We start from the raw sequence: 12,893 nt of genomic DNA, 5'->3' as shown, positions 1-12,893 counted from the left end.
CTCGCGGCAACGGCGACTTTCCGCCATTTTCTGAAGACCGACCCCTAGTTAAGTTTTGTTATCCGCCTTTTTCGCATCCGGTTAACGCAGCGCTAGGCCAAGCGGCACTTCAACCACTCAATCCAATGAAACAGTTCGCTTGAACCGCTGAAACCCTCGGGCGTTTCCGAAGATAAAAACTCCGTCACCTCTTTGTCATTCCACAGGCGCTCCACAATCATCCTATCGAGCCTAGGTGCGGCGAAACGAACGAAATGATTTCGGAAGCCTATAATGTGAAACGAGGCCGAACCGCCCTTCTCGAATGGAGACATTAGGTCTTCGCAAAATACGAGGTGATTTATCCGCTTCGTCCCTCGAAGAAACCTCAACGCGATTGGCGTAAGGACGCCGACCAGATCTCCGATTTGCTCTCTCCATGTGCCGGGCAGAAAGCACACAATCACGGCAGGCTTGTCGTTAGGCAATTGGCTGCGCTTTTTGCGCAGTGCCGACATGATTGTGCCTTCGCTGAATGAGCGCACGGTAAGGGAAGTGGCCTCAACATTGATCTCCATGCCGTCGTCGGCCCTTACCGCGAAGTCGAAATCCTCACCCAGCCGCCCTGTCTCTGGGCGAGCCATCACACTGAATCCCCGCTCTCCAAACATCTGCGCTGCAAATGCTTCAAAGGCCGCTGATCGCATGTCTTCGCGCGTCCCGAGGCGGCGGCAAACCTCGCGAAATCCGGGCTGTCGCCGCAGGACGAATAGGGCCTGCGCTATCTGAGTAAGACGTATGGTTTGCTGCCACGGAATCCGGCCCGGGCTATTGTCCGGAAAATCGAGAAATGCGGCCTTACGGTCGAGTAGCTTGCCTAGGTAAAATGCGATTACAGCCTGGATAGCCAAATTGCCAAACGCGTAAGGTTCTCTCAGTTCCTCCGGCGCATTTAGAACCCACTGGTTTAGTTCTTCTGGGATGTCGTCAAACATGACGCCGCCGGATTACCGCGGGAGGTTTGCAATCCCCTCTTCTGCCGCCGCCTTGGTTTGGTAGGTCTACACCTTCAGAGACGGAGCAGCCTCGCCATCGCCGGTTAGGCGAAGTGACCTCAACTCGCGCGCTCCGAATCCCAAGCGCATTCACCCGCCACCGGAAAGCTGCATCAGACAAACCACGCCCTCCACAGTAGTGCAACGAAGGACCCAACGGAGAGAGGATAGGGGAAACCTCCAGCAAACGGCGACACCTTCGCCTCATACAGGTGGGTACGTTCAAATTAACATCGCCAACAAATGATAAGCTTTCTGGCGGTCGGATGAGCGCTTATGTCCGTACTTGCTTCGCAGCCGGGGGAGCCGTCCCGGCCGGAACCGCAGCGCGTCCGTCCTCCGTTGTGGGTGAAGCAAAGCCACGGGGTCAGGGAATTCGTCCTGACCGTCATCCGCAGCACGCGTGACCTTCGTTGCGGCCGGGGCGGTGGCCTTAGTACCGGGGGATCGGCCCGGGCACCATCGCGGTCATGTCCGTGTCCGCACCGTTGATCCGCTTCCCCGTCAATCGACCGGAGGCGGCGGGGCCACAGCTTCGCGTTTCTCGGTTCCAGGCCCGGCTTTGCTGCCGGTTGTCATCGGGCCGGGGGACGCGGGCGATAGCTGGCGCGTATTATCGGGGGGTAGGCATGGTTAGGCGAGTAGCGTTGCGTGCACTGATGGGCTGGGCTGGGATTGTCGCCCTCTCATGGTGGCTGGCTGAGCGGCGAATTGAAATCTGCGACGACAGTGCATCTTGCGTGATCCGCGCCACCGCCGCACGAGATAACGCTCTCATTTGGGGGCTGATCATCGCCTTGGTTGGCGCCGTCCTGTTCTCCCTGCTCTGTTCCCGCCAAGGCGCCCCCGGATCAACGTGGAAAGCCCATGGCCAGGCCTACCTCCTGCCGCTCGGAAGAGCTGCCCCACGGTTCAGGCAAGCCATCAGAAGACGTCCCCGGTTCTGGATCGGCGCGGCTATCGCCCTGCTGGTCGCAGCCGTGGGGCTCTGGACTCTCATCCGCAGCGATGAGGCCGGCCAGGCAGAAAACGTCATGAATGTCGACGATACGATGATGATCGAAAAAGGGCCTTCCGGTGTTTTTGATGATCTTGTCCCCGAGGACGCTGCGGGACGATAACGACAGGACGACCCGCAAGCCATTGACGAATAACTTCGCAACGTCCGCTTTCCACCCAGCGTCGCCACTCTGTTGGAAGCGAAGCAAGCTAAGGCGTCATGGCATGGATTGCCCGGCACTCCTCATGTTCGGGTTCATCGATCGACCCCGGCTCACCGCAAACAGGGCAGCGGCCAACTAGGAACAGATGATACCACAGGCGACGGATATAAGACTGGAGGCAACGCAACATCCTGAGGTGCGTAAGGGCTACACACGCTTGCCGTTAAAAAGAATGTTAAGCTGGCCGCTGCGAGCGGCAAGTTTTTTGATCCGTTCATGCCACTAGCCCAGTTTGGCTCCGGCCGGGGGCCCGTTGCCCACGGCGATTGCACGATCCGTTTATTTAATTTACGTTCATAACCGCTCGGTTAACATATGTACGGGGGCGCATATGCTGAAGCGTGTTCTGATCGCCGTAGCTTTGGTCGGCGTTGCGGGTTGTGCGACAGTTTCACAGATGACGGCGACAGGCGGGAGCCGGGCGGACGGTGTAGTCAGACTCTCGTTTGAGTACGGCATGTTCGACAAGGTTCAGATCGACCAGGCCAGCGCCTTGGTGACCGCGCAGCAGAGATGCGCAACGTGGGGCTATGGGGGTGCTGAGCCGTTCGGCGGCGTCACCCGCCAATGCCAAGCGATGTCGACGTACGGTTGCACTCAGTGGTTTGCGACCGTGGAGTACCAATGCACGGGAGCCGCCGGCACTCAGGTCGTTTCGCCACCTCCATTGGTAGCGGCCCAGGCTGGGCCCACTCAGGCGGCACCGGCCGCGGCTTCCGGCGTACATATGGTCAGGGCCAAAACGCTCTCCGGATATTGTCTAGATGTCCCGGACGATTACGTCGGCACCGGCGCTTCAAGTCGACCGGCAGTCAGCGATGCCATGCCAAGGTGCAGCAGTCTTTCGGGCAAATAAGTGATCATGCGAGTACTGGTAATTGCGGCGCTGTTCGCGCTGCCTGTTCCGTTGTTTGGTTGTGGCAGCAGCGAGCCAACAGAAGCTGAAGAAGATGCTCGGCTCGACGAGGCATACGACCGCGCAAGTGACGATGTGAGCTCTGAATCCTACGAGGACGTGGGAGACACCAGCCTGTGCACTGACGATTGCAGCGGTCACGATGCCGGATTTGAGTGGGCCAAGGAAAATGGGGTGACCGATCCAGCCGACTGCGGCGGAGAAAGTCAGTCGTTTCAAGAAGGCTGCGAGGCCTACGGTGAAGCGATCGACGAAGAAGCGTCCGCTTACGGAGAAGAGGGCGAGGACGAGTGACCTGGCGCCTGCCGGGTTATGATTTGTCCCGGTTGACAGCGACAGCGGTAGGGCGTTTGTTCGATGCCGCTCGGGTTGTGGGGGATGCGGTCATGAGGCTGCCGAGCTTTTGTGCATTTTGCGTGTTTGCGTTGATTGTGGCGGTGCCAGCCACATCGATCTTCGCGCACCCCGGCGGGCTCGACGCAAACGGCTGTCACCATGATCGTAAGAATGGCGGCTATCATTGCCAACGCGGAGCTTCGGCTAATCGATCTGCGCAATCCCAAGTCATGAGTTCGGGACCGACCGGCCGCGCCTTCCGGAATTGCTCCGAAGCGCGTGCTGCCGGTGCCGCGCCGGTCAGGGCGGGCGATCCTGGCTATGGCCGTCACTTGGATCGCGACGGAGATGGGGTTGGCTGCGAATGATTTTGGCAGGATTGATGCTAATTGCCGAGCCGCCAGCCGAGCCGCTTATTGACGGCCCTCCCTTAGATTGGGCCACAGATCATGCGCCGTTTGGCATGGATATCACGCTAGACGGAAAGCTGTGGATCAACACGAACAAGGTTGGAGCGCGTGATGACTACGCCATCCTTGCTAACGACCTTTACAGATCGCTGACAAACCGCAGTGCATTTCCACGGGTGTGGATCCGCGGTTATCACCGGAAAAACTCGACAGTCACTTATCGCGAGACCAAGGCGCTGGTTGAGATCGACTGCATGGCCGACACAATCCGAGTTGAGCGGCGTGTCTATTATTCGGCATCCGGAGAGACAGTCGGCTCGGAAGGGCCATTTGCTGCCGACCCAATTGTCCCCGGAAGCATCGGGGAATCCTGGCGCAAAGCTGCCTGCACCAAGTTCTCGAAATAATGCTGCTTGCCGTCGCAGTCGTGGCAGCCGGCCAGACATTCACCTGCACTCCGACAGCCGTGTGGGACGGTGACGGCCCGATTTGGTGCGCGGAAGGCCCGCGGATCAGGATAGCGGGCGTAGCTGCGCGTGAGATCGACGAGACCTGCAAGTCAAACCAGCCCTGCCCCGCTGTTGGAGGCGTCGAGGCCCGCAACCGATTGGTAGTGCTGTTTGGCGGTCCAAAAGGCACACTTTCGACGGGTCACATTAAGGTGCGCTCACCCGCGATGCGCTGCTTGTCGGAAGGCTCAGCTGGCGGATCGCGCACTGCTGCATGGTGCACATCGCCAGCTTTCGGCGACCTATCCTGCGCGGCTGTCCGTGCAGGCGGCGTCGTAGTTTGGCAACGCTATTGGGGCAATCACAGATGCTGATCAGGAAGACCCTAAACGCATCCGCATTTGTTGGGCTTTTCCTGATCTTAAGCTTGATCCTAATGGGTATATAGGAGTCGTTGACAGGTTGGCAGTGTGTCTAAGGAGTTTCAGTCATGAATTGGCTGAAGATTGGTCTCGCGTTTCTGGCATCTTCGTCGGCAGCTTCGGCCGCCGAGATTCTGCATGAGCCCGTCGAAAAGGGGTTTGAGCTGATCGCCATCGTGGGCGACATCCAAAAGGGGGACGATGCAAAATTCCGGCGGATGGCGGCGCAGTATCCGAATGCTGTCGTGGCGCTTAGCAGCAACGGTGGTCTTCTCATTCCGGCGCTCGAGATCGGCAAGGCGATCCATCTGATGGGCTTTGCGACATACGTTCCCGACCGTGAAGTATGCGCTTCCTCATGCGCGCTCATCTGGGTCGCCGGGGAAAGTAAGTTCTTGGCTCCGACGGGCAGGGTTGGATTTCATGCAACCTATCTGGAGGAGGGCGGAAGGCAGATTGAGACGGGTGTGGGTAATGCGCTCGTCGGCAGATATCTCACGCAGTTGGAGTTGCCCGAGCGGTCCATCATCTTCGCGACTAGCGCTCCCCCTTCGTCCATTCGTTGGCTTGGTGCTTCAGATCGGGGAACCTCTGGAATCGACTTCAAGATACTTGAGTCTGAGGAGACGACCGTTTCGCCGCCGCCGTTAGTACAATTGAACACACCTCCGCCAAAAACCCTGGGCGGCTGGCGCGTGAGTGCCCGCTCGCCGGACAACAAAACCATCCATTTCGTGAACACCGACGAGATACGGAGAAGCGGAACTACGGTTCAGTTTTGGGACGAATCCTGGTGGTCCGAAAGAGTGGAAGGCGTGAACAAGGCGGTGGCCCTCTTCGAGGCGAATTGCAGCAACAAAGCCTACCGTGAACTGGACAGGAAGTATTTTGCCGACGACGAGTTTGAAAGTCAGGCAAAAATAGATAGCAACAAAGTTTCATACGCATCCCCAGATTCCATGATTTTCGGCGTCATAGAATCGGTATGCGAAAGCGATTTCGAAACCGGCCCAGTTGCCAATCGCGCTCAGGCTGTCGCTATGTACCGGTCGCACCACTAACGGGTCCGCATGTGCAATCTCTACAACATGCGGAAGAACGTCGATGAGGTCGCCCGGCTGTTCCGGGCCGATCCCGACCCGCGCGGCAATGCCGGGGAGAATGTCTATCCCGGCTATCCCGGCCTCGTCGTTGCAGAGGGCCGCGTCAGGCAGATGACCTGGGGCTTCCCGCTGACGCTCAAGGGCAAGAACGGCCAGCCGCTGAAGCCCAAGCCGGTCAACAATTGCCGCACCGACAAGCTCGACAGCTTCATGTGGCGCTATTCGTTCCAGGACCGGCGCTGCCTGATCCCGGTCAGCGCCTTTTGCGAAGCGGAAGGAGAGAAGGGCGCCAAGACCCGCACCTGGTTCTCGCTGCCCGATCAGGACCTGTTCGCCGTCGCCGGCATCTGGCGCGACACGGACGAATGGGGGCCGGCCTATTCGATGGTGATGACCGAGGCCTGCGAGCATGTACAGGGTATTCACGACCGCATGCCCGCGATCCTGCCGCCCAGCGATTGGGGCGATTGGCTGGACGGCTCTCCAGACACCGCTGGAATCCTCTGCAGGCCCTTCGAAGGGTTGATGACGGTTGAGCGCACTCAAGAGCCTTGGGTGAGGCGCTGAGCCTTGCCTGAGCGTCTCAGCCCCGCTGGCGTTGTGACCGTCTGCATGTTCGTCGCCTACTTTCACGGAACGAGCCTAGGCGTTGCCATCGCTCTTTCGCTCGGTTGGTTCGGTATTCGGCGGCTGGCGGCAATAATCCCGGTCAGGGCCTAGCCGATCGATCCACCCGAAGGACCGGGAAAGCCGCCCCAATCCCTAGCACGGGCGGCACAGAAAACGGGATAGCCGCGCAGGCGCTCCGCCAGCAGCTCGGCAATTCGCTTGGCCGCCCGATCACCCTTCGCGGCATCGCGGTTGGTCAGGTCGTTCATTAGGTGCTTCGGCGCGGTGCGGACCGTGAAATAGAGAAGCTCCGCGATTTCATGGCCGGTCATTTCTCGCCAGCCCTGGCCTTGATTGTCGGTTGGGTCGTCGACTCGAAGCATGGCCGCGATTGTGGAACATCATGAGAACAGCTGGCTAGGCCCATTTGCGTAGCGGCCGCGTTAGGCAACCTCCGAGTGACCGTGCGGTAAGGTGAACCGTCTAGGCGGCGAGATTTCGGATTTGGGGCAGACCTAGGTCCTTTGAGCATAAGGTTTCTGGTTCGAATCCTACCGGGAGGACGATGGGAAGGCGGGGCAGACGAGGAGCTGAATTTAGTGTATTTAGTAAACCGTCACATTAATTCCGGGTTTCTATTTAATATCGTTCCAAAGGGTACGAGTGCTCATTATGACCGTAGTCGAGCGGCCCCAATTATTTTGACGACGTCAGCTAGTGTGATTGCATCTTCCGGAATCCCGAGTTCGACCCCGCCAGAGTTCGGTAACCCGTTTGCTTCCCAGGCGGCGCTCATAAAGTCTTGGAAGTCGCCACCGCAAACGCCAAGATCGCGACAGAGGCGCTGGCCAGCGGAGACCGGGCTGGAGATACCTTGCTGCTCAGCAAGGATAACTGCTAGTTTTTCTAAGACTTTTTGATCGCTTTTATCCACGCTAACTCCTTCGCGAGCAGACAACGATCATTACAACGTCTTTGGCCAATAAGATTCCACCAGCAATTGGAATAAGGCGACCAGCGGCGCGGCCAATGACTGGTGTGGCTCGATTTAGCTGCGCCAATCGAGGCGTCCAAATTCTATTAACACCGAAACGCTGACCAAAGTTGGTTTCTCCTATCCGCTGAGGAAAGCGCCGCGCCAAGCCCTCGGAAAGTGCGGAGGTGCCTCTTGATGATCCAGGAGTCACGAAACGCTTGCTGCCCTCCTGCGGTATGCCCAGCAATGCCGTCCCAAGGTCAAGTAATCCGGTAATGCCAAACTGATCAAGCGCGCACTGGACGACCTTATCCACTGCCGATTTTTTCTTGGCGGTAACGACGATCTCCTCGTCTACCGTCTCTCGATCGCCCGGCCCTCCTGTATCTTCTCGCTGCAGGGTCCAAAACAGGTTTGGGCCCGCAAACGCGATCCCACCGTTCGGATCACCGTTAACGCAGGAGCTCGGATTGCTGAAACACGGATTCCGCGGACCGGTTGGGCAAGCGTCACTCGTCGTGGGACACGGGATGGTACCACCAAGCCCAGACGGATCGAGCAGATTTACCGGATCGCCCACGACGTATGCATAAACGTTGGGGCTGTCTTCGTATCCGATTGGGTCTGTCTGCATGAACCGGCCTATGTCGGAGCGATAGAACCGCGCCTTGTAATACCAGAGTGAGATCTCCGGCACCCAAGCTTGGCCCGTATACCCGAACGCGCCCGAGTTGCTGGATTGCGGGACGCCATACTCATCATACTTGTTGTCGGCTGAGAGTGCGCCAGAGCTGTCAGTCGATGTGAGGACCGAGCCGCGTTCGTCGGATGACAGGAAGCTGCGACTGCTCGCGCCGGTACCTTCGTAAGCAACCAACGGGTTATCGACGCCCGGCCCGTGGATGTAACGGCGAAGAATGCCATTGCTGCCATCATATTCCGCGATCCGATCCAAGCCGTCATAGCCCACACGGGTCGTGCCTGAGCCATTGGCGACCTGATAGAGCCGCCCCATCGGATCGTAGCCCAGCGTCGTACTTCCCGGCCCCGAGGTCAGAAAATTCTCACTTGAATAGCCATAACTGTCGCTGCCGACCGCAGTTATATTGCCCTTGCTGTCGTGGGTGACGGTGGCCGAGCCAACATTGCCGATCTGGTTCAATCCGTTCGGCGTGGACGAGAGATTGACATTGTTGTGACCGGTCCATGCGTAGGCATCGTTGCTGCGGGCGACACTCGTGATCTGGCTGGCGGGGCTGTAGCTGAAGGTCTGAGTGAGATCATTCGCAGTTGAGGCGAGGTCGTTGGACTGCGTCGCCAGCCGCGAGGCGTTGTCATAGGTGTAGTCCTGCACCACGCCGTTCCCAAACGTGACGCTGCTGCGGCGGCTGAGACTGTCATATTGATAGGTAGCAAGCACGCCGACGCCGGAGGATGCCCCGTTCTCCCGGATGGACGTCGTGTTCCCCAGCACGTCGTAGTCGTAATTGCCGAAGAGGCTGGTCGAACCCGGCAGCGTGACTTTTGTGCGGCGGCCGGCGAGGTCGTATTCGCTGGTGACCGTGCCGAGCCCGGTCGTTGCTTCCGTAAGCTTACGCGACAACGCATCCCAAGTCAGGCTGGTTGTCAGCGAGTTTTGGACTGCCGAGGTCAGGCGATTGAGTAAGTCGTAGGCGTAGGCCGCGTCCGGTTCGCTGCCTGGCAAGTCTTTGTCGGTCAGCCGGTTGAGCCCGTCATAGGTGTAGCCGATGCTGTTTCCGTCGCGCAGGCGGCGGCTGGTGACATTTCCGTTCTTGTCGAGCGACAGCTGCTCATAATCGGTGGTGCTGGAGCTGTTCGAACCGATCGTCGTGATCGGGTAGCGTGTCTTCACCAGCCGATCGAAACCGTCATACTCATAGGTCGTGCGATTGTTATTCGCGTCGATCAAATACTGCAGCGTACCGTTGGCGTTGTAGCTCAGCTTGCGCTCGCTGGCCTCCTCGCCCGATATGCCGAACGCGACCTTGATCTCATTCGGGCGCCCGTCGCTGTCCCTCAAAGTCTTGGTGATGCGATCCGGGCCGTAGCTTCCCTGCGTGTCGAGAGTGCAGGCGTCGCCTGGCAGGCTACCGAATTCCGAAGGGTTCATCCGCTGCGCGGTGCATTGCAGGCGGTGGGCAGTATCGTAACTAAATTGGGTGAGTGTCTGGGCCGACCCACCGCCGCTCAACTTGTCGGTCAACTTCAGCCCATCGGCGTCATAGGTCATATCGACGGTCTGGGCGACGGTCATGGAGTTGAGGTCGCTGAACGTGGTCCCCGTGACCGTGCCGGTCTCGATCTTGGTCAAGTCTCCGTTGGTGGCGAATGTCTTCTTCGACGCGAGCCGCGGGCGTCCTCCGGCGCCATCCGGGTCAGCGGAGATGACACCGATCTGTCGACGAAGGCTGTCATACAGTGCGGTGGTTGTGTCGTCGGTACCGGAAAGCGGTCCGTCGACCGAGGTTAGATTGCCTATGGTGTCATAGGCGAGCTTGGTGGTGGCGGTCAGCGTGCCGGTCCCGTTGCCCTTCGCGACCTGTGTCGGCAGCAAATTGTTGGCCACTCCAGTCGTGCCGTAGGTGACGGTGAATTTGACCTCGTCCGACCCGCCCGAGCAGCTCGCCGTCGTCGCGCATTGCGAGATGGACTGGGGAAGCGTGACGTTCTGCCCGGTGCCGACGATTGTCCCCGACGTATTCCTGATTTGTGCCTGGGCGGTGACATAAGTGAAGGTTTGCTTGGGCCGGGTCGCGCCACTGGTCGGCGCCGGGCCAGTGACAGTCAGAACGCCTCCGTGGGTGGAATCGTAGGTATAGTCGGTCGTATTGCCGCGCGCGTCGGTGGTGCTGGTCGGCTGGTTGCACGTGACGGGGCTGGTGCAGGAGGATGGGAAAGATGCCGTCGTGACGATGTCGGCGCTACTCGAAGTGCCGGTCTTGTCGACGTTCCGTACTTCTGTGACGTTGCCTCGCGCGTCATAGGTGTATTGCGTGTAATTGCCTTCCGGCTTGGTGATCTTGGTTAGCCGGGCGCTGCTGTCGTAAGCGTAGGTCGTCGTGTTGCTGAGCGCGTCAGTGAAGCTGGTGAGCCGCTCGCTGCTGATATTGAAGACGTAGGTGCTGACCTGGCTCAAGCTGTTAGTAACGGTGACCGTCCGGTTCCCGGAAGCATCAGCATAGCCATAGGTCGTGGTGCCGGCATGATCGGTGATCGAGCTCACCTTGCCGCTCGAATAGGCAATGGTAATGTCATTGCTGGAGCTGCCGGGGCGTTTGACCCCGGTAATGGCGGTGCCGGTAAAGGTATTCAGCAATTGATTGGGATTCGTCTGGCTGGGCCATGTCTGGCTCGCCGGGTCGTATGACCGGTTACGAAGCGTGATGTCGGTTACCAAGAACCAGCTCGTCAGCCCCGAGGCGTCATCGAGATCGTCGGTGAAATAAGAATATTCCGCGATATAGCCGTAAGCCGTCGTCACCGACTGGAGCCGACGGACGTCCTTGAACCCACCCTGGCAGAAATCCCCATTGAAGAAGACGCAGTAGGTGCGCAGGTCGTAGTTGTAGTCGAGCCGCTGGCCGTTTGGCCTGACAATGGCGGTCACCAATCCTTCGTTGCCGTAAGGGTCGAAGCCCGTGTTGACGATCGCCTTGTTGAAGGTGACGGTCGTCCCGTCGCGGGCCGTGTAGGTGTAAATATTGCTGGCGAATGTTAGCGAGGAGCCATTGGCTTCGGTCGGGGTGTAAGTACTGCCTGACTTTGTAAAGCGGTCGGTGCGGCCATTGACGGTCGCGAAGAAGGTGCTCCCGCTGCTCTGCAAATTGGCAATGATGTTATTTGTCCAGCCCGCACCTACGTTGATCCTGCGGAGGTCTAGCCCTTGGCTGCCGCCGATTGTCGCGACCGGCTCATCGACCGTGTAGAGGCCGCGAAACAGGTCGACGCTGTTGTCGTCGATCAGCTGGCGCGTTGGCGGGACAAGAACGGCCTGTCCGTAGACGGGCGCGGCAAGCGCGCTGCTGGCCAATATGGCGAAACGCAATGCTCGATGAATCACAAGGCTTTCCTTTGAACAGGATGATTTTGGGAGAGCCCGCACCGAGTAGCGGGAGGAGCGTCAGGGCTAGTTGGGTGAGCCGGTCGTAGTCTTGTTCAGACGGTTCTCGGCCTTGTCGATGTTGTAGGTCGTGTTGACCCCATTGTTGACCGAGCCCGTTCGATTGACGGTGATCAGCCGCCCGCGCGCGTCATAGGTGTAGTTGATGGTTTCCGACGCCTCGGCGCTCATGGCGAGCGCCACGCCCGTAGCAGTCAGCAAGCCAGTGATGATTTCAGAACGCACAAATCGTCGCATCGCAGCACTCCCGCGATTCGATTCGGCTCCGTAACCGTACACGATTTCGAACTCGGGGGAAGGGTCCCCTGCGCGGCCCGGCCAATGATGGTTAAATATCGGTTAAGAAAAAGAGGCCCGCCAGTCTTGTAAACTGGCGGGCTAACGGCATTCGGCACGCCGAATTCAGTTGTTAGAATTGCGAGTCCTACAAATCAATATTGGGCTTGACGGGTTTCATTTCACAACCATAACGGATGTTGCTCGGGCGAACGGAGGTAAGGTTTGGCTTGTCCCGAGTGCAGTTTGAATCACGCGCGCAACAGGCGCGCCGAGATCGCAGAGCAATCGCTGCTTCTATTCATGAACACGTTCTCAAGACTGTCGCAGCAACTGGCCGACATTGAGATCGAAGTTGAGCGGACGCGGCACGAAGCAAATCCGCCTCCCTTGGGCATCCCGCCAGTGCCAAAGCCAAGGTATTACCTCATGAGGGTCGATACTTCTGATCCCAAGGCAGTGGGCGAGCCTTCGAAATTCCATCACCCACATACGGCTGACGAGCCTCCCGAGGCTTCTCCTTAAGCGGCTTTCGTGGCTTGGGCTTAGAAGCCAACAGGCCGGATCATAGACAGGATTGCCTCGCCGCCACCGGACAACGTGGGTGGGGGTGTGTCTGGCGACGGCGAGGCGGCGAACGCGGGCGGCGTCGCCTAATAGAACTGTTGTACGCCTTGGGAGCGCGGACCAAGCCCGTATCGACCTATGTCTGCGATGGCAGAGGCAAGCGGCGACAGGCCCAAAGCGGCCATGTCCTGACTCGTAATAAGCGCATTCACGGGGAGCTGTTGCAGCGATTGACCCACCGCCTGCAGCTCCTGACTGGTCGCTTGCCTTTCCGAATTCAATGTTCCTAGCACGGCATCGATGCCCGCATTCTTGGCATCTCGTTCCGCAACCGCCTGATCCTCAGCTTCAGCACGTTTCTGTTGCCGCTCTTGATAGTCATTAAAGCCCTTACCAAGCGCCTGCACGACACGATTTCCGAAAAAACACAT

At 58.7% G+C, this 12,893-nt stretch carries 13 protein-coding genes; 7 read left to right on the top strand and 6 right to left on the bottom strand.

All coding sequences use genetic code 11. The annotated features are described in order from the left end of the window. Positions 1–92: 92 nt before the first annotated feature. Complete coding sequence (locus LZ536_RS11250) at positions 93–974, bottom strand: hypothetical protein (protein ID WP_249848876.1); 882 nt, start codon at positions 972–974, stop codon at positions 93–95. Positions 975–1,681: 707 nt separating this feature from the next. Here LZ536_RS11250 and LZ536_RS11245 point away from each other — a divergent pair. From LZ536_RS11245 to LZ536_RS11215, 7 genes are all read left to right on the top strand, one after another. Beyond that, entirely contained in the window at positions 1,682–2,155 is a 474-nt protein-coding gene (locus tag LZ536_RS11245; protein ID WP_249848875.1) for a hypothetical protein, read from the top strand. 433 nt (positions 2,156–2,588) lie between these two features. Next, the gene (gene yecR / locus LZ536_RS13180; protein ID WP_431357944.1) at positions 2,589–3,113 is read left to right on the top strand and encodes a YecR family lipoprotein; all 525 of its coding nucleotides are present in this window, start codon (positions 2,589–2,591) and stop codon (positions 3,111–3,113) included. A gap of 6 nt (positions 3,114–3,119) precedes the next feature. Continuing rightward, the gene (locus LZ536_RS11240) at positions 3,120–3,467 is read left to right on the top strand and encodes a hypothetical protein (RefSeq protein ID WP_249848874.1); all 348 of its coding nucleotides are present in this window, start codon (positions 3,120–3,122) and stop codon (positions 3,465–3,467) included. A 92-nt stretch (positions 3,468–3,559) separates the two neighbouring features. Continuing rightward, positions 3,560–3,877 (top strand): excalibur calcium-binding domain-containing protein, encoded by a 318-nt coding sequence (locus LZ536_RS13130; RefSeq protein ID WP_348538846.1) that lies wholly within the window; start codon positions 3,560–3,562, stop codon positions 3,875–3,877. Beyond that, complete coding sequence (locus tag LZ536_RS11230) at positions 3,874–4,326, top strand: surface-adhesin E family protein (RefSeq protein ID WP_249848873.1); 453 nt, start codon at positions 3,874–3,876, stop codon at positions 4,324–4,326. Before LZ536_RS13130 ends, LZ536_RS11230 begins: the two co-directional genes overlap by 4 nt. A 532-nt stretch (positions 4,327–4,858) precedes the next feature. Continuing rightward, a complete protein-coding gene (locus LZ536_RS11220) occupies positions 4,859–5,851 on the top strand; it encodes a COG3904 family protein (RefSeq protein ID WP_249848871.1) in 993 nt (330 codons plus the stop codon). Positions 5,852–5,860: 9 nt separating this feature from the next. Next, the gene (locus LZ536_RS11215) at positions 5,861–6,460 is read left to right on the top strand and encodes an SOS response-associated peptidase (RefSeq protein WP_249848870.1); all 600 of its coding nucleotides are present in this window, start codon (positions 5,861–5,863) and stop codon (positions 6,458–6,460) included. A 149-nt stretch (positions 6,461–6,609) separates the two neighbouring features. Here LZ536_RS11215 and LZ536_RS11210 read toward each other — a convergent pair whose 3' ends face one another. From LZ536_RS11210 to LZ536_RS11190, 5 genes are all read right to left on the bottom strand, one after another. Beyond that, entirely contained in the window at positions 6,610–6,834 is a 225-nt protein-coding gene (locus LZ536_RS11210) for a hypothetical protein (protein WP_249848869.1), read from the bottom strand. A gap of 338 nt (positions 6,835–7,172) precedes the next feature. Then, positions 7,173–7,436, bottom strand: coding sequence for a hypothetical protein (locus tag LZ536_RS11205; protein ID WP_249848868.1), 264 nt, complete (start codon positions 7,434–7,436; stop codon positions 7,173–7,175). Position 7,437: 1 nt separating this feature from the next. Then, complete coding sequence (locus tag LZ536_RS11200) at positions 7,438–11,559, bottom strand: RHS repeat domain-containing protein (RefSeq protein ID WP_249848867.1); 4,122 nt, start codon at positions 11,557–11,559, stop codon at positions 7,438–7,440. Positions 11,560–11,625: 66 nt separating this feature from the next. Continuing rightward, positions 11,626–11,844, bottom strand: a complete 219-nt coding sequence (locus tag LZ536_RS11195; RefSeq protein WP_249848866.1) for a hypothetical protein — start codon at positions 11,842–11,844, stop codon at positions 11,626–11,628. Between the two features lie 704 nt (positions 11,845–12,548). Continuing rightward, positions 12,549–12,893 (bottom strand): hypothetical protein, encoded by a 345-nt coding sequence (locus LZ536_RS11190; RefSeq protein ID WP_249848865.1) that lies wholly within the window; start codon positions 12,891–12,893, stop codon positions 12,549–12,551.

It is taken from the genome of Sphingomonas alba (genome assembly GCF_023516555.1).
Taxonomy (GTDB): domain Bacteria; phylum Pseudomonadota; class Alphaproteobacteria; order Sphingomonadales; family Sphingomonadaceae; genus Sphingomicrobium; species Sphingomicrobium album.
Note: the sequence above shows the minus strand (reverse complement) of the source record. Positions and strands in the feature narration are given on the sequence as shown.